At 68.9% G+C, this 16,085-nt stretch carries 15 protein-coding genes; 11 read left to right on the top strand and 4 right to left on the bottom strand.

Annotated elements, in window-relative coordinates:
* Positions 1 to 79 precede the first annotated feature (79 nt).
* Positions 80 to 997 carry an AraC family transcriptional regulator gene (locus JRI60_RS41960; protein ID WP_204221675.1) on the top strand — a complete coding sequence of 306 codons (918 nt, stop codon included), beginning with the start codon at positions 80 to 82 and terminating at the stop codon, positions 995 to 997.
* A gap of 48 nt (positions 998 to 1,045) precedes the next feature.
* Here JRI60_RS41960 and JRI60_RS41965 read toward each other — a convergent pair whose 3' ends face one another.
* Entirely contained in the window at positions 1,046 to 2,689 is a 1,644-nt protein-coding gene (locus JRI60_RS41965; RefSeq protein ID WP_204221676.1) for an NPCBM/NEW2 domain-containing protein, read from the bottom strand.
* 118 nt (positions 2,690 to 2,807) lie between these two features.
* Between JRI60_RS41965 and JRI60_RS41970 the strand changes: the two genes are divergently transcribed.
* Positions 2,808 to 3,545: an SDR family oxidoreductase gene (locus JRI60_RS41970; RefSeq protein ID WP_204229324.1), complete on the top strand. Its 738-nt coding sequence runs from the start codon at positions 2,808 to 2,810 to the stop codon at positions 3,543 to 3,545.
* A gap of 12 nt (positions 3,546 to 3,557) precedes the next feature.
* Here the strand turns inward: JRI60_RS41970 and JRI60_RS41975 are convergent, their stop codons facing one another.
* Positions 3,558 to 4,658: a type II secretion system F family protein gene (locus JRI60_RS41975; RefSeq protein WP_204221677.1), complete on the bottom strand. Its 1,101-nt coding sequence runs from the start codon at positions 4,656 to 4,658 to the stop codon at positions 3,558 to 3,560.
* A 168-nt stretch (positions 4,659 to 4,826) separates the two neighbouring features.
* The gene (locus JRI60_RS41980; RefSeq protein WP_204221678.1) at positions 4,827 to 5,264 is read right to left on the bottom strand and encodes a hypothetical protein; all 438 of its coding nucleotides are present in this window, start codon (positions 5,262 to 5,264) and stop codon (positions 4,827 to 4,829) included.
* Between the two features lie 186 nt (positions 5,265 to 5,450).
* On the opposite strand from JRI60_RS41980, the gene gloA2 reads away from it, so the two are divergent.
* The 7 genes from gloA2 (at position 5,451) to pdeM (ending at position 13,067) form a co-directional block, all read left to right on the top strand.
* Positions 5,451 to 5,855: an SMU1112c/YaeR family gloxylase I-like metalloprotein gene (gene gloA2, locus JRI60_RS41985; protein WP_204221679.1), complete on the top strand. Its 405-nt coding sequence runs from the start codon at positions 5,451 to 5,453 to the stop codon at positions 5,853 to 5,855.
* A gap of 123 nt (positions 5,856 to 5,978) precedes the next feature.
* Positions 5,979 to 6,749, top strand: coding sequence for an ROK family protein (locus JRI60_RS41990; protein WP_204221680.1), 771 nt, complete (start codon positions 5,979 to 5,981; stop codon positions 6,747 to 6,749).
* Between the two features lie 143 nt (positions 6,750 to 6,892).
* Positions 6,893 to 7,141 (top strand): hypothetical protein, encoded by a 249-nt coding sequence (locus JRI60_RS41995; protein WP_204221681.1) that lies wholly within the window; start codon positions 6,893 to 6,895, stop codon positions 7,139 to 7,141.
* 94 nt (positions 7,142 to 7,235) lie between these two features.
* Positions 7,236 to 8,261 (top strand): ligase-associated DNA damage response exonuclease, encoded by a 1,026-nt coding sequence (locus JRI60_RS42000; RefSeq protein ID WP_204221682.1) that lies wholly within the window; start codon positions 7,236 to 7,238, stop codon positions 8,259 to 8,261.
* 3 nt (positions 8,262 to 8,264) lie between these two features.
* On the top strand, positions 8,265 to 9,860 hold the full coding sequence (locus tag JRI60_RS42005) for an ATP-dependent DNA ligase (RefSeq protein WP_204221683.1): 1,596 nt from the start codon (positions 8,265 to 8,267) through the stop codon (positions 9,858 to 9,860).
* Positions 9,847 to 12,414, top strand: a complete 2,568-nt coding sequence (locus JRI60_RS42010; protein ID WP_204221684.1) for a ligase-associated DNA damage response DEXH box helicase — start codon at positions 9,847 to 9,849, stop codon at positions 12,412 to 12,414. Before JRI60_RS42005 ends, JRI60_RS42010 begins: the two co-directional genes overlap by 14 nt.
* Positions 12,384 to 13,067, top strand: a complete 684-nt coding sequence (gene pdeM, locus JRI60_RS42015) for a ligase-associated DNA damage response endonuclease PdeM (RefSeq protein ID WP_204221685.1) — start codon at positions 12,384 to 12,386, stop codon at positions 13,065 to 13,067. The genes JRI60_RS42010 and pdeM overlap by 31 nt, the downstream gene beginning before the upstream one ends.
* 5 nt (positions 13,068 to 13,072) lie before the next feature.
* Here the strand turns inward: pdeM and JRI60_RS42020 are convergent, their stop codons facing one another.
* Positions 13,073 to 14,452 carry a cytochrome P450 gene (locus JRI60_RS42020; RefSeq protein ID WP_204221686.1) on the bottom strand — a complete coding sequence of 460 codons (1,380 nt, stop codon included), beginning with the start codon at positions 14,450 to 14,452 and terminating at the stop codon, positions 13,073 to 13,075.
* A 198-nt stretch (positions 14,453 to 14,650) separates the two neighbouring features.
* Between JRI60_RS42020 and JRI60_RS42025 the strand changes: the two genes are divergently transcribed.
* The gene (locus JRI60_RS42025) at positions 14,651 to 15,430 is read left to right on the top strand and encodes a LytR/AlgR family response regulator transcription factor (RefSeq protein ID WP_204221687.1); all 780 of its coding nucleotides are present in this window, start codon (positions 14,651 to 14,653) and stop codon (positions 15,428 to 15,430) included.
* Positions 15,431 to 15,463: 33 nt separating this feature from the next.
* Positions 15,464 to 16,078, top strand: a complete 615-nt coding sequence (locus tag JRI60_RS42030) for an RDD family protein (RefSeq protein WP_204221688.1) — start codon at positions 15,464 to 15,466, stop codon at positions 16,076 to 16,078.
* Positions 16,079 to 16,085: the final 7 nt, after the last annotated feature.

Raw genomic sequence — 16,085 nt, forward strand, 5'->3', positions numbered from 1 at the left:
CGCCAGTTCTTGCCTGATCCTGCAAGCCCCCGCGAAGACGTCAGGGCGCGCCCGGCTGGCCGGAGTTAAGCTGGAGCCCATGGCAACGACCCCGCAGCTTCTGGCCGAGCTGGCCGCGTCGATCGAACGATTCGCTCCTCGGGATGGAGTGCACCCGACGGCGATCGAGCGCCTGTCCCTCATTCGCGCTTCGCGGCCCGGTGAGGAGCCGCTCCATGCCGTTCACCAACCCGCGGTGTGCGTCATCGCCCAGGGCAGCAAGCGGGTGATGCTAGGCGAGGAGGTGTACCTGTATGACGCCTCCCGCTACCTCGTGGCCTCGGTGGACCTTCCCATCACGGCCCAGGTGGTGCAAGCCACGCCCCGGGCTCCCTATCTCTGCTTTCGTCTCGACATCGACCCGGCCGAGCTCGCCGACCTGGTCCTCCAGGCGGGCCGGCCCGCTTCACCCCAGCGGAGCTCCTCCCGGGGCATGTTCCTCGGGCAGATCTCCCCGGTGCTGCTGGAGGCGGTGCTGCGGCTGGTGCGCTTGCTGCAAACGCCCGAGGACATCCCCGCGCTCGCGCCGCTCGCCGTGCGAGAGATCCTCTACCGCCTGCTCAAGAGCGAACACGGCTGGCACCTGCACCAGATCGCCACGACCGACAGCCAGGCGCAGCGCGTCTCCAGGGTCATCAGCTGGCTCAAGGAGCACTTCGCCGAGCCGCTGCGGATCGAAGACGTGGCGCGTCAGGTGCACATGAGCACGTCCTCGCTGCATCACCACTTCAAGGCCGTCACGGCGATGAGCCCGCTGCAGTATCAGAAGCGGTTGCGGCTCCAGGAGGCCCGCCGCCTCCTGCTCAGCGAGGACGTGGACGCGGCGACCGCGGGTTTCCGCGTGGGCTATGAGAGCCCTTCGCAGTTCAGTCGCGAGTACAGCCGCATGTTCGGGGCGCCGCCCGCGCGAGACCTGCGGCGACTGAGGGAGCATCTGGGGGTGTCGCTCGCTTCATGACCCGAGCGGAGGAGCTGGAGCGAACCGCTCTAGCTCAGGGCACGAGGCTCACTCCAGGCGAGCGTCCGCCCAGTCCGCATGGTCACAGAAGCCGCCATCCCCCGCGTCGCCCACGACCAGCCGGAGCTGCTGCCTGCCCTCGACGCTCACGTCCACGGACCGCGTCGCGCTCGCCCCCTTCATCGTGCCGCTCGTGAACAGCAGCTCTCCGTCCGCGTAGACGGAGAAGACCACGGAGCCCGCGCTGGCCGTCTCGTCATCCACGCCGATGTCGGACTTGAAGCGGGAGTACCCGCCCCCCACCAGGTCGATGACGAGCTCCGAGGCGGCGTGGACGCCCACGCCCTTGGCGTACGTCACCCCCGCCAGAGTGAGGGTGCGTCCGTCCGTCGAGCCCTGCTCGCCGTTGCTCCGGTCCCGCTGAGCGGGGCCCACGCCATTCTTCTGCGACACCCAAGGCAGGTCGCTCACATACACCCGGTTGTCTCGCATCACGACGCCATCCACGCCCATGGCGAAGAGCTTCTTCCCATACGTACCGGGTACGAACGTGTTCTGTTCGATCAGGATGTTGCTCGGGTTGATGCCGCTGCCGCCGTGCCCCGCGAAGATGGCATGGATTGGATGGGTGTTGGCGCCCATGTCGAAGACATTGCCACGAACGGTGATGTCGTGTGAGTCGTTGATGATGAAGACATGGCTGCTCCACGAGGTCGATTCCGTGTAGCTGCGCGCGAACGTGTTGCCAGCCACGGTGATCTCACGGCTCCTGTCCTCGATATGGATTGGCTCGAAGCGGTACCCCTCGAACGTGTTGTTCAGGAGATTCGCGCGCTGCACGTTCGCGAGCCCGATACCAAAGCCCGCGTGGTTCACGGTGCTCCGGTTGTCCCGGAAGGTGCTGTGGGAGACCTCGATGTCGGTCATCACGCCTTCGGGCGAGTTGAACTCGAGATCGTCGGCGAAGTTGCCCTGGAACGTGCTCTGGGTGACGACGATGCCAGAGACACGGGTCTTGTAAGCACCGGGCTGGAACCAGCCATAGGTCGTGTTGCGGATGGTGCTCTGCTCGAGGCGGAGGTTGCTGTGAATCGCGTCCGCGGCGCCCGGCAGGAAGATCAGGCCGTGCGCCACGATCGATCCGTCGGTGAGCCCGCCATCGACGGTCACCCGCCGCATCGTGAAGTTGCTCGTGGGGGGCAGGCGGATGAGCATGGCGCTGCACGTCGCCGTCCGGACCAGTTCCAGGTCCTCGAGCGTGACGTTCTTCCCGCCGATGCTGAAGAGCGAGCGATACGCCTCGTTGCTCGTGGTGTCGGCGTCCATGGAGATCCGCGAGGCCCCCGCGACACCGCGCAACGTCACGTTCGAGGGGATGTTCAGCCACGGCACCCCGGCCGTCGTCAGCACCCGGCAGTCGCCCGGGGGAATCAGCAGCGTCCCGCCCCCCGCGGTCGAGAGCGCCGTGAAGGCCTTCTGGAAGGCCGCGCGCTCGTCGCGGAGACCGTCGCAAACGGCACCGTACGTCCGCAGATCCACCTGGACCAGCGCCTCCCGGGTGGTCGAGACATCGACGGGGCTCGCGATGTCCTCCGCATCCGGGACGGTGTCCGGCGAACAGCCAGTGACGGCGGCGACGAGCAGGTTCCAGGCGCACAGCAGAGGGAGTCGGAGGGAATGTCTGTTTTTCATTGCCTCCCTTGAACACCGGACTCGCGACGATGTGTCACCGGGAGGAGCCTCCGTTCCCCCTCCTCCGCCTCGTCCTTCTGGCGCCGGGCGAATGGAGCGGGCTAGATCACCTCCCATGATGAAGAAGGTCCTCGTCCTCGGCGCCACGAGCGCCATCGCCCAGTCCACGGTGCGGCTGCTGGCCGCCCGGGGCGCGTCGTTGTTCCTGGTGGGCCGCAACGCCGAGCGGTTGGAAGCGGTGGCGAAGGATGCCCGGACGCGGGGGGCCACCCGGGTGGAGACCGAGGCCCTGGACCTCGATGACCTCGCCCAGCACGAGGCGCTGGTGGAGCGCGCGGCGACGGCGCTCGGGGGCCTGGATGGAGCCCTGCTCGCCCATGGCATCCTCGGCAACCAGGAAGCCGCGCAGCGCTCGTACGCGGAGGCGGAGAAGGTGCTGCGGACGAACTTCCTGAGCGCCGTGTCCCTGCTGACGCCGCTGGCCAACCGCTTCGAGGCGCAGAAGGCGGGCACCCTGGTGGTCATCTCCTCGGTGGCGGGAGACCGGGGCCGGCAGAGCAACTACGTGTACGGAGCCTCCAAGGGGGCCCTGAGCGTGTTCCTCCAGGGGCTGCGCAACCGGCTGGCGCGCTCGGGGGTCGCGGTGGTGACGGTGAAGCCCGGCTTCGTGGACACGCCGATGACGGCCGACATCAAGAAGAACGCGCTCTTCGCCACGCCGGAGAAGGTGGCTCGCGGCATCGTCCGGGCCGCAGACTCGGGCAAGGACGAGGTGTACCTGCCCGGCTTCTGGGGCCCCATCATGTTCGCCATCCGCGGCATCCCCGAGCGCATCTTCAAACGCATGAAGCTGTGAAGGGCCCCTCCCTCACTCGCCCAGCGCGTCGTTCAGCTCGCCCAGCTTGTTCTGGTAGCCCGCCTGGAGTTGGACGACCTTGCCGATGTTCGTGACGAAGAGGAACACCGACAGCAGCCCGATGACCACGAACATCAGCGTCCGCAGCGCGCGCATGCTGGCCTCGGTGTGCTCCCGGGACACCAGGGCGAGCACCGAATCCAGGTCGCCCGTCCGCTCGGCGGTGGCGACGAGCTGGAGCGACTCCCCGTCGAGCACGTCGAGCCACTCCACCACGTCCGTCAGGCTGGCGCCGGAGCGGAGGCGATGGATGGCCAGGGTGGCACGGGAACGCAGCAACGGGCTCCCGGAGGCGTCGAGCGCCATCCGCAGGCTCTGCCCCGCCTCCAACCCCGCCCCGAGCGCCGCGCCCAGCACGAGGCTGAAGTGGCTGGCCTGGAGCTCCCGGTGCACGCGGCCCAGCAGGGGCACACGCATGCGCAGGCGCGCCCAGTGCGGCTCGATGGCCGGGGCCGCCAGCACGAGCGGCGCCAGGAAGGCCCCCAGTCCGATGGACGCCACCAGGAGGAGATTGTGGATGAGGTGGGAGACGAACGTCGAGACGATCGCGTCCGCCTTCCCGGAGGCCATGATGCTGGTCGCGGTGTCCAGGAGGGAGCCGCCGAAGATGAACGCGGCCAGCAGGTAGCCGGGGTAGAGGCAGAGCATGACGGCACGCCAGCGCATCCGCTGGGCCTCCTGCATCTGCTCGACAATGCGCGCCAGGGCCGTATCGAGCGTCCCCGAGGCCTCCGCCGCCCCCAGCAGCTCCACCGTCTGAGGCTCGAACCAGCGGGGCTGACGCCGCATCGCCTCGGCCAGGCCGGAGCCCGCGGCCACGGCCTCGCCCACCTGGGCCACGGCTCGGCGGAATGGATCCCTCGCCGCACCACGCGACAGGTCGGAGAAGGCGATGGGCAGGGCCATTCCCGCCCGGATCATCCCGTGGAGCCCCTGGAAGAAGGTGAGGCGCGGCCGGTGCCGTGCCATCGCCACGAGTGGATGCCTGGCCCAGGCCGTGGCCAGCCAATCACGCCCCTCACGGGCCGGAACGGGGCGCTGTGCCGAGCGCACGGCGGCATTGCGCACCGGCGCGCTGGCCGCTCCAGCCTGGGGTTGGGTTGACGAGACCGAGGGCTCCACTCGGGGAGGCCTCGGTCTGTTCATGGGGTTGCCGTCTCGCTCTGCCACTCCCGCAGGTTAGGAGGAATCGGCTCCCCATTGCCAATCGGGGCGGCCGCCTTAGAAGTAGTCGAAGCGGTTCGAGATGTACGCGCTGAGGTGGTACTGGTTATTGCCGACGTAGATCTTGAAGTAGTTGCCAACGCCGCTGCTCAACCCGTAGGCCGTCCCGAGGCACTGAGTGCACACCGGGGCTCCGTTCTTGGTGACGTTCCAGTAGCCGTCGAGATGGTCGATTCCCGCGCTGGCCGTCAGGGAGACGAGCTGGAACTCGAAGATGTCCCCGGAGATGTTCTTGGCGCGAGCGTTGACGAAGGCCTGACCCGTGGCCTCGTTCCAGCTCAGGGAGCAGTTGCCGGACACGGCGGTGGCGTTGGGGGTCGACGGGCCGGACACGTACAGCGGTTGGGTCGACCAGATGCTGTGCACCTGGCCGCTCCAGGCGATGGCGGGGAACAGCGCGAACACGGCCAGCATGCCCATGCGAAGGTTCTTCATGGCGTCGTCTCCTGACGGGGTGTGAGCGCCTCGCGGCGCCTCACGGGGCTCGGACTCGGTGAGCATGAAAAACCCGATGTGCTTTATTGTCAATGAATACTGGTTTTACTTCTCTGTCATACCCAGGGCTGACTCCCCGGGGAGCATCGGATACGGTCGCAACCCTGCCGTGAATGGACGGGTCCCATGTCTCCTCCCCTGTTCCAAGCCTTGCATCATGTCGCCCTCATCTGCTCGGACTACGAGCGGTCGAAGCATTTCTATTCGGAGGTCCTCGGCTTCCGGATCATCCACGAGGTCTATCGGGCCGACCGCGCCTCCCATAAGCTCGACCTGGAGATCAGCCCGACGCAGCACCTCGAGCTGTTCTCGTTCCCGTCGCCGCCCGCGCGCCCGACACGTCCGGAGGCCTGCGGCCTGCGCCATCTCGCCTTCGCCGTTCAGGACATCGAGAAGACACTCGCGGAGCTGCGTGCGCGTGGCGTCGAGAGCGAAGAAGTCCGGGTGGATCCGGTGACCGGCCAACGCTTCACCTTCTTCCGGGATCCCGACGACCTGCCGATCGAGCTCTACGAGCAGGACATCCGTTGAGCGGTTGAAGCCCAGCGGGCACCGCCCGGCCGCACTGTGTCCGCCCGGCGAACGGTTGCCCACCAGAGCCATTGTCGTCCGGGCAGCGATCCCTACACTGGCGCTCCACCGCTGGAGGTACGGATGCCCCGCGAAGCTTCTCCTCGCCCGAGCCCGCGCAAGAAGACGCCCCGAGAGACCGCCGCGTCCGGTCTCCGAACGTTGGCCATCGACATCGGAGGGTCGGGCCTCAAGGCGCTCGTCCTCGGTCCGGATGGAAGTCCGCTCACCGAGCGCCAGCGGGTGGTGACCCCCAAGCCCGCTACGCCCAAGGCGGTGATGGGGGCATTGACGAAGTTGATCAAGCCCCTCGGCGCGTTCGACCGCGTGTCGGTGGGATTCCCGGGCGTGGTGGAGGAGGGCGTGACGAAGACGGCTCCCAACCTCCACACGGACTGGCAGGGCTTCGACCTCGCCCAGGCCCTGAGCAAGGCAACGGGCCGCCCGACCCGTGTGCTCAACGACGCCGGCGTGCAGGGGTTCGGCGTCATCGAGGGACGCGGCGTGGAGATGGTCCTCACCCTCGGCACCGGCATGGGCTGCGCGCTGTACGTCGATGGCAAGTACGTGCCCAATCTGGAGCTCGCCCACCACCCGTTCCGACACGGGAAGACCTATGAGGAGTACGTGGGCGACGCCGCGCTGAAGCGGGTCGGCGCGAAGAAATGGAACAAGCACGTGCAGCGGGTGCTGGAGCAGATCCAACCCATCTGGAATCCGCGGCGCATCTACCTGGGCGGCGGCAACGCCAAGCTCATCGACTTCCCGCTGCCGAAGAACGTGACGGTCACCGAGAACATCGCCGGGTTGCTCGGCGGGTTCGCGCTCTGGAAGGACGAGCCGCGGCCCCAGTAGGCCCGGCTGCTCGCCCTCCATCCGCCCCACGGAGCGCAAGGCGGTACAGCCTCATCCGGGCGTCCGCGATGCACACGATGAGGGGACGACGCGTGTCCGTCCCCGGAGCGCGTGACTCAGGTCCTCACGGATGGAGCGACATCATGGACAAGAAGGAATGGCTCAACCGGCCGATGGGCATCCCGGTGGATCCGGAGAAGCAGAAGGACCCCGAGGAGGACGGTGACAGGGTTCCCGCCGAGGGTCGCGCCGAGAGGCTCAACGACGTGACCGGCCAGAATGGAGGTCAGCGCTCCGAGGTCGGTCTGCCCTGGAAGGACTCCTCGCTCGAGAGGGGCCTGTCCGACGAGTACGACAAACACGGTGGGCGGGGTGAGCCCAAGGACGAGTGACTCCCGTCTCCCCAGCGTGCGAGCGGGCGGGCCCTCGCGTGAAGGTCCGCCCCGTCGCCGCGCCTCCGTGTGACGGTTATCCAGGAGAGGCCGGATGAACGTCTCCCCCTCCCTCGACAGGCCGCCACTCGTGACGGTGACTCCCGATGGGCTGTTCTGCCCACCGGGAGGTTTCCACATCGACCCCTGGCGGCCCGTGGCTCGCGCCCTCATCACCCATGCCCATGGGGACCACGCCCGGGGCGGCAGCCAGCGCTACCTCGGCGCGCTCCCCTCCCTGGGTCTGCTGCGCAAGCGGCTCGGCGCGGACTCGGACATCTCCACGCTCGACTACGGCGAGCGGCTGTCCCTCGGCGAGGTGACGGTCAGCTTCCATCCCGCCGGCCACGTGCTGGGCAGCGCGCAGATCCGCATCGAGCACCGCGGAGAGGTCTGGGTGGTCTCCGGCGACTACAAGCGTGACCCGGACCCGACGTGCGCTCCCTTCGAGCCCGTCCGCTGCGACACCTTCATCACCGAGGCCACCTTCGGCTTGCCCATCTACCGCTGGGACGACACCCGGCTCGTCGCCGAGGAGGTCCTGCGCTGGTGGGACGGCAACCGCGAGGCCGGCCGCGCCTCGGTGCTCTTCTGCTACGCCCTGGGCAAGGCGCAGCGGCTCCTCGCTGAATTGGCTCGTCTCACGGACCGCGAGGCGCTGGTCCACGGCGCCACTCACGCGCTGGTGGAGTGCTACCGCGAGGCCGGCGTGCGCATGCTCCCCACCCGCCCCGTCTCCGAGCTGGAGAAGGGCACCTCCTACGCCGGTGCCCTCATCCTCGCCCCGCCCAGCGCCGCCGGCTCCACCTGGATGCGCCGCTTCGGCGAGCACGAGACGGGCTTCGCCTCGGGATGGATGCGCGTGCGCGGCAACCGGCGCCGCCGGGGTTATGACCGCGGTTTCGTCCTCTCCGACCACGCGGATTGGCCGGGTCTGTTGCGCACCGCGAAGGAGACGGGCGCCTCTCGTGTCCTCGTCACCCATGGCTCCAGCGACACCCTCGCGCGCTACCTGCGTGAACACGAGGGCCTCGACGCGGCCCCCCTCTCCACCCCCTTCGAGGGCGAGACGGAGGACTGACACGTGCGGCGACTGGCGGACCTCTATGACACCCTCGATGCCACCACCTCCACCAACGCCAAGGTGGATGCACTCGTGGCCTACTTCCGTGACACCCCTCCTGAGGACGCCGCCTGGGGTCTGTTCTTCCTCACCGGCCGCCGCCTCAAGCGGCTCGTCCCCCCCAAGGCCCTCCGCGAGTGGGTCCGCGAGCTGACCTCCACCCCCGAGTGGCTCTTCGACGAGACCTACGCCGTCGTGGGCGACCTCGCCGAGGTCATCGCCCTCCTGCTCGATCAGACCGAGCGCCCTCAGTCCACCGAGGAGCTTCCTCTGTCCCGTTGGTTGGAGGAGCGGCTGTTGCCCCTCGCCGGCCTCTCCCTCCCCGAACAGCGCGAGCGCGTCACCGGCTGGTGGCACGTGCTCCCACGCCGTGAGCTGTTCCTCTTCAACAAGATGCTCACCGGCGAGCTCCGCGTCGGCGTCTCCGACACGCTCGTGGTCCGCGCCCTCGCCCAGCACGCCGGCCTCCCTCCCGCCGCCGTGTCCCACCGCCTCATGGGCACCTGGGCTCCTTCTCGCTCCTTCTTCGAGCAGCTCATCGCCCCCGATGTCTCCGATGGCGACCGCTCCCGACCCTATCCGTTCTACCTCGCCAGCCCCCTCGAACAGCCCGTGGAGCTGCTCGGTGACCGTCTGGGTTGGCTCGTCGAATGGAAGTGGGATGGCATCCGCGGGCAGCTCATCCGCCGCCAGGGCGGTGTCTTTCTGTGGAGCCGCGGCGAGGAGCTCATCACCGAGCGCTTCCCGGAAATCGCCGACGCCGCCTCCAGCCTCCCCGATGGCACCGTCCTCGATGGCGAGGTGCTCGCCTACGCGGATGGGCAACCGCTCCCCTTCAGCCTGCTTCAGCGCCGCATCGGTCGGCAGAAGTTGACCTCCAAGGTGCTCGCCGAGGCCCCCGCCGCCTTCATGGCCTATGACCTGCTCGAGCAGGATGGACAGGACCTCCGCGCGCTTCCTCTTCGCGAGCGCCGCGCTCGCCTGGAGGCCCTGCTCCGCGACCGGCCCCTGTTCCCCGTTTCACCGGTGATTGATTCGCCCTCCTGGGAGGCTCTCGCCAACGTCCGCCAGGAGTCCCGCTCCCGCAACGTCGAGGGCTTCATGCTCAAGCGCCTCGAGTCCCCTTATCAACATGGGCGTAAGCGCGGGGATTGGTGGAAGTGGAAGATCGACCCCTTCACCGTCGATGCCATCCTCCTCTATGCCCACCCCGGCCACGGTCGCAGGGCCTCCCTTTATACGGATTACACGTTCGCCGTCTGGAACGGCTCCGAGTTGTTGCCCATCGCCAAGGCGTACTCCGGCCTCACCGATGAGGAGATCGCCAGGCTCGACAGGTGGATCCGCGCTCATACCAAGGAGAAGTTCGGACCCGTCCGCTCCGTCGACCCCGTTCAGGTGTTTGAATTGCACTTCGAGGGTATTGCCGCTTCTCCACGGCACAAGTCGGGTATTGCCCTGCGGTTTCCTCGCATCGCCCGGTGGCGCTCGGACAAGGCTCCTCGTGACGCGGATTCCCTCGAGCGGTTGAAGGAGTTGCTCCATGCCCCCGCGTAGGCGCTCCAGGTCTCGAAGCAGCCTCACGGGCTCCCTCGTAGACCCTCACCCCGTCCCTCTCCCAGAGGGAGAGGGTTCAACCCGGGTTCTCCAGATACCCTCACCCCCGTCCCCTCTCCCGAAGGGAGAGGGTGAGGCTTTGCTCTCTTGGTTCCACGGACAGGGGTGGGAGCCTTTTCCTTTTCAATCGCAGGCTTGGGACTCTTACTCGCGTGGCCAGAGCGGCCTCATCCATGTCCCCACCGGCGCCGGTAAGACCTATGCCGCCTATATCGGCCCTCTCGCCGATGTCGCCCTCCATCGTCAGAAGGGATTGCAGATCCTCTATGTCACCCCCCTTCGCGCTGTTTCCCGTGACATCGAACTCGCTCTGAACGCTCCTCTGTCCGCCCTCGATGCCGATATCTCCGTCGAGAGCCGCACCGGAGATACTTCATCCTCCGTCCGCCGCCGTCAGCGCGAGCGCCTCCCCGAAGTCCTCATCACCACCCCCGAGTCCCTCTCCCTCCTCCTTTGCAACGAGCGCGCTCACGAGCTCTTCTCCTCCCTCCGCTGCGTCATCGTCGACGAGTGGCATGAGCTGCTCGGCTCCAAGCGCGGCACCCAGGTCGAGCTCGCCCTCGCCCGTCTGCGTCGCTTCTCCCCCCGTCTGCGCACCTGGGCCCTCTCCGCCACCCTCGCCAACCTCGATGAGGCCGCCCGCGCCGCCGTCGGTCCTCACGTCTCTCCGACCTTCATCCGCGCCGACCTCGCCCGCCCCGTCCGCATCGAGACCCTCCTCCCCGACTCCGTCGACGCCTTTCCCTGGGCCGGCCACCTCGGCTTTTCCATGTTGCGCAAGGTCGCCGACTGGCTCGACCCCTCTCTCTCCACCCTCCTCTTCACCAACACCCGCTCCCAGGCCGAGCGCTGGTACGAGGGGCTCCGCTTCCTCCACCCCGAGTGGGAGCACGTCCTCGCCCTCCACCACGGCTCCATCGACCGCGAGGCCCGCGAGCGCGTCGAGCGCGGTCTCAAGGACGGCGGCGTGCGTCTCGTCGTCTGCACCTCCTCCTTGGATCTCGGCGTGGACTTCGGCCCCGTGGAGCGCGTGGTGCAGGTGGGCAGCCCCAAGGGCATCGCCCGCACCCTCCAGCGCGCCGGCCGCGGCGCCCACCGCCCCGGTGCCACCGCCCACCTCCTCTTCGTCCCCACCCATGCCCTCGAGCTCGTCGAGATGGCCGCCGCCCGCCAGGCCCTCTCCCAGGGTGAGGTGGAGCCCCGCTCCCCCCTCCACCAGCCGCTCGATGTGCTCGCCCAGCACCTCGTCACCTGCGCCCTCGGCGGCGGTTTCACCCGTGAAGCCCTGCTCACCGAGGTGCGTGACACCCTCGCCTACCGCGACCTCTCCGAGGCGGACTTCGATCGCACCCTCCTCCTCGTCACCGAGGGCGGTCCCACCCTCCGCGCCTATCCGCAGTTCCGCCGCGTCCAGCGCCTCGAGGACCGGTATGTCGTCGCGGACGCTCGCGTGGCCCGCCTCCACCGGCTCAACGTCGGCACCATCGCCTCCGACGCCACCGTGGAGCTGCGCTACCTGAAGGGCCCCCGTCTGGGCACCGTCGAGGAGTCCTATGTCGGCCGCCTCCGCCCTGGCGACACCTTCCTCTTCGCCGGCAAGCGGCTCGAGTTCCGCATGATGAAGGACCTCACCGCCTATGTGCGCGCCGCCAAGGAGCGCGCCTCCGCCACGCCTCGCTGGAGCGGTGGACGGCTTCCCCTCTCCGGCTCCCTGGCCGCCGCCGTCCGCCGCGCCTTCCACGCCGCGCGCGAAGGGCACCTCGACTTCGCGGAGCTCGAAGCGGCCCGCCCCGTGCTCGAGGCCCAGACCCGCCTGTCCCGGCTGCCCTCGCGCGACGCGTGCCTCGCCGAGCTCTGCCACACCCGCGAGGGACACCACCTCTTCCTCTACCCCTTCGAGGGCCGTCTGGTGCACGAGGGCCTCGCCGCGCTGCTCGCCCTGCGGCTCACGCGGCTCCAGAAGGCCACCTTCAGCCTCGCGGTGAACGACTACGGCCTGGAGCTGCTCACCCCCTCGCCCTTCCCCTTCGAGGAGGCCCTGCGTCCCTCCCTCTTCACCCGCGAGCACCTGGTCGAGGACATCCTCGAGAGCGTCAACCTCGGCGAGCTCGCCCGCCGCCAGTTCCGCGACGTGGCACGCGTGGCCGGGCTGGTGATGCCGGGGCTGCCCGGCGCGCGCAAGTCCACCCGCCAGGTGCAGGCCAGTGCCGGGCTCCTCTATGACGTCTTCGCCCGCTACGAGCCGGACCACCTGCTGCTCGCCCAGGCCCGGCGCGAGGTGCTGGAGCAACACTTCCAGCAGGTGCGGTTGGTGAGCACCCTGGAGCGTCTGGAGCGCTCGCCCCTGGAGCTCGTCCACGTTCCACGTCCCACCCCGCTGGGCTTCCCGCTCGTCGTCGAGCGCATCGGCGCCACCCTCTCCAACGAGTCCCTCGTGGACCGGGTGGAGCGCATGAAGGAGAAATGGCTGCGCGAGGAATCACTGTCCGCATAAGCGGCACCGACGTGGACCTGTGCCCCGAGCGCGCCCTCCATTGGCCCGAGGGCGGCGTGCTCGCGGTGGCGGACCTGCACTGGGGCAAGCCGGAGAGCTTCCACCAGCACGGCATCCCCCTGCCCCCCGAGGTGCTGGAGGACGACCTCGCCCGCCTCTCCGCCGCGCTGCGCGCCACCCGTGCCCGCAGGCTGCTCCTGGTGGGGGACCTCGTCCACTCGCGCCGGGGCCTCACCCCCGAAGTGATTGAGCGCGTGGCCGCCTGGCGCTCCGGCCATGACGTGGAAATGGTGCTGGTGCGCGGCAACCACGACCGGCACCTGGACTCGCTGCCCGCCTCGTGGCGGATGGCCCTGGTGGAGCCCCACCTCGACGAGGGCCCCTTCCGCTTCTCCCACCACCCCGAGCCCGCCAGGGGGCGCTACGTCTGGGCGGGCCATCTCCACCCCACCGTGCGGCTCTCCACCGGCGCGGACCGGCTCCGCCTGCCCTGCTTCCACCTGGGCACCGAGGTGGGCGTCCTGCCCGCCTTCAGCGCCTTCACCGGTGGCATGGACATCCGCCCACGCTCCGGCGAGCGCCTCTTCGCCATCGCCGGAGACGCCGTGGTGGAGGTACCGCCCTCACGCTCCTCCCGTAGGACCCGGGGCTGAATCCCCTACCGCGCCTTCAGGCGCAGCCACACGCCATCCTTCGCGCGCATGCTGAGGCCGATGTGCAGCTTCGCCTCGCGTCCCGGGATGGCCGACACCTCGAAGCGCTGGGCGACTCGCGACAGGATGAGCTGCCCCTCCATCAGGGAGAACTCCTTGCCGATGCACGTCCGCGTTCCAGCCCCGAACGGCAGCCACGCCTGCTTGTGCCGTCCCTCGGAGCGCTCCGGCGTGAAGCGGTCCGGATCGAAGCGCAGCGGCTCCTCCCAGATCGCCGGGTTGCGGTGCACCAGGTACGAGAAGACCCCCATCGTGCTCCCCGCCGGAATCCGGAAGCCATCGAGCTCGTCCTCCTCCACCGTCTGGCGCGCAATCCAGTACGAGGGCGAGTACAGCCGGAGCGCCTCCTGGAACACGTTGCGCGAGTACAGGAGCTGCCGCAGGTCCGCGAACACGGGCGCGCGCTGGCCGAGCACTCCATCCACCTCCTCCCGCAACCGCCGGGCGGCCTCCGGATGCTGCGTCAGCAGGTGGAAGGCCCAGGCCAGGCTCACCGAGGTGGTCTCGAACCCGGCGACGAAGAACCCCACGGCCTCGTCTCGAATCTGTGCATCCGTCATCCGCTCGCCCGACTCGGCGTCCACCATGTTCAGCATCAGCGTGAGCAGGTTGTCCTCCGCCCCTCCCTTGCGGCCCTGGTCGATGACGCGGAAGAGGATCTCCTCGACGGTGCGGATCGCCTCCCGGTAGCGCGCCCGGCCCGGCACGGGCGCCCACTCCGGCAGGTTGTGCGTCATCATCCCGAACAGCATGTAGTCGATGATGTACGTCACCTCCCGGGCCGCCCGCTTCAAGTCCTCGTCCGCCAACCCGCTGCCGAACATGGTGCGGACGAGCACATCCATGGTGATGCCGGCGAACGCCTGGGCGATATCGAACGGCTCCCCCGTCCGCGCCGCCCCCTCCCATCTCCTCAGGTGCTCGTCGATGACCTCCACCATGCTGTCCGTCAGCGCCATCAGCCGCTGGTGGTGGAACGCGGGCTGCACCAGGCGCCGCTGCCGCTTCCAATACTCCCCCTCGCTCACCGGCAGCCCGTTGCCCAGGAACGTCCGCATCGAGTCCCACATGGGGCCGTTCTTCGAATAGTTCTTCTGATGGTCCACCATCACGTGCTGCACGTGCCGCGGGTGCGTCAGGATGATGGCCCGCGAGAAGCCCAGGTCCAGGGTGTACATGTCACCGTGCTTGCGCCGGGCCGCCTCCAGGAAATCGAAGCGATCCTTCAAGAGGCCGGGCAGGGCTCCGATGAGCGGAAAGCCCTCCACCTTCGGTGGCAATGGACGGGTCTGCTGATTCACGGCTGCGGAACCCTGACGGCTCATGCGTGTCACCTACTCCTCGGCTGGGGGCCCGATGCGCTCACGGGCCTTCGAGACCCGTGAAGCCTAGCGCGAGAGCTCTCACGGCCGCTCGCACCCGGCCCGGAGCCTCGTCCTCCATGCCAACCCCGAAAAACAGCACGGCGCGCACCGGGCGCCCCCCCATGGAGCGTCGTCCCGCGCTCGCCTACACTCGCGCTCGTGAGCCCCACCCTGCGTGTCCTCATCGCCGACGACGAGCTCGTCGCCCGCAAGCGCCTCGCGCGCCTGCTGACGGCCTTCCCCGATGTCTCGGTGTGTGGCGAGGCCGCCGATGGAGAGGCCGTGCTCGCCGCGGTGCGCGCCGGCGGCGTGGACGTGGTGCTGCTCGACATCCACATGCCCGGCCTCAGTGGCATGGACGCGCTCGCGCTGCTGCCCGAGGACGGCCCCCGTGTCGTCCTCGTCACCGCCCATGCCGACCACGCGGTGGATGCCTTCGAGCACGGCGCCGTGGATTACGTCCTCAAGCCCGTGGAGGCCTCGCGCCTGCAGAAGGCACTGGAGCGGGTGCGGGCCCGGCTCGCTCCCAAGGCGGCCCTGGAGGCAGGCAAGGGCTCCGCCGTCGAGCAGCTCGCTCGGCCCCTGGCCCGGCTCCCCATCCCCACCCGCCAGGGCATCGTGCTGGTGGACCCGGACACCATCTCCCACGCCACGCTCGAGGACGAGCTCGTCACCGTCTTCACCGCGCAAGGCGACTACCTCACGGACTTCACCCTCCAGGAGCTGGTGGACCGGCTCCCCACCGAGGGCTTCTACCGCGTGCACCGGCGCGCCCTGCTCAACCTCGCCCACGTCACCCGGCTGGAGCCGCTGGAGACGGGCGGGTACCTGGCACGCACCGCCCGTGGACACACGGTGGAGGTGAGCCGCCAGTCCGCCCGCGAGCTGCGGCGGATGCTCGGCCTGCGCCGGGGTGTGGAAGACGAGCCCGGGGCTTGAGGCCACTCGGTCAGGCCTGCGAGCATGCGCGCCATGCTTCAGCCAGACCCCTCCGTCTCCCCACTCTCCGGTGCGCTCTGCGCTGAACACGCCGACCGCCCGGCCGCCATCATCTGTACCCGGTGCGGAAGCTACGCCTGTGAGCTGTGCCTCCGAGGAGGGTTCGACCGCCGGGACTACTGCTTCCGCTGCGCGCCGGTCTCGGCGCCGCTCGCGGAGCCGGGCACCCGTCTCGTCGCCGCCCTCATCGACCAGTTCTCCATCAGCCTTCCCGTGTTCGTCCTGGCGTTCATCGGCGGCATCGTGGGCAATGCGGAGGGTGGCGAATGGCGAGCGCTCTTCTTCACGCTCATGGGGCTGATGGGAAGCCTCGGCGTGCTCGTCTACCAGCTCTACCTGCTCGTCACGAAGGGCCAGAGCCTCGGCAAGCGCACCATGGGCATCAAGGTGGTCCGCACCGATGACAGCCCGGTGGACCTCGGCCGGCTCATCTTCCTGCGCAACGTCGTGCCGGGGTTCATCGGCACCGCCACCTGCAACCTGTTCAGCCTCGCCGACCCGCTCTTCATCTTCACCGCCGACCGCCGGTGCCTCCACGACCACATCGCGGACACCAAGGTCATCCAGGTGAACGAGCACACCGGCTGACAGGCGT

Source organism: Archangium violaceum (assembly GCF_016887565.1).
Classification (GTDB): domain Bacteria; phylum Myxococcota; class Myxococcia; order Myxococcales; family Myxococcaceae; genus Archangium; species Archangium violaceum_B.

Bases quoted from the DNA above. Each gene is read 5' to 3' on its own strand.
- JRI60_RS41960 (WP_204221675.1), top strand. From the start codon at position 80: ATGGCAACGACCCCGCAGCTTCTGGCCGAGCTGGCCGCGTCGATCGAA.
- JRI60_RS41965 (WP_204221676.1), bottom strand. From the start codon at position 2,689: ATGAAAAACAGACATTCCCTCCGACTCCCTCTGCTGTGCGCCTGGAAC.
- JRI60_RS41970 (WP_204229324.1), top strand. From the start codon at position 2,808: ATGAAGAAGGTCCTCGTCCTCGGCGCCACGAGCGCCATCGCCCAGTCC.
- JRI60_RS41980 (WP_204221678.1), bottom strand. From the start codon at position 5,264: ATGAAGAACCTTCGCATGGGCATGCTGGCCGTGTTCGCGCTGTTCCCC.
- gloA2 (WP_204221679.1), top strand. From the start codon at position 5,451: ATGTCTCCTCCCCTGTTCCAAGCCTTGCATCATGTCGCCCTCATCTGC.
- JRI60_RS41990 (WP_204221680.1), top strand. From the start codon at position 5,979: ATGCCCCGCGAAGCTTCTCCTCGCCCGAGCCCGCGCAAGAAGACGCCC.
- JRI60_RS41995 (WP_204221681.1), top strand. From the start codon at position 6,893: ATGGACAAGAAGGAATGGCTCAACCGGCCGATGGGCATCCCGGTGGAT.
- JRI60_RS42000 (WP_204221682.1), top strand. From the start codon at position 7,236: ATGAACGTCTCCCCCTCCCTCGACAGGCCGCCACTCGTGACGGTGACT.
- JRI60_RS42010 (WP_204221684.1), top strand. From the start codon at position 9,847: ATGCCCCCGCGTAGGCGCTCCAGGTCTCGAAGCAGCCTCACGGGCTCC.
- pdeM (WP_204221685.1), top strand. From the start codon at position 12,384: ATGGCTGCGCGAGGAATCACTGTCCGCATAAGCGGCACCGACGTGGAC.
- JRI60_RS42020 (WP_204221686.1), bottom strand. From the start codon at position 14,452: ATGAGCCGTCAGGGTTCCGCAGCCGTGAATCAGCAGACCCGTCCATTG.
- JRI60_RS42030 (WP_204221688.1), top strand. From the start codon at position 15,464: ATGCTTCAGCCAGACCCCTCCGTCTCCCCACTCTCCGGTGCGCTCTGC.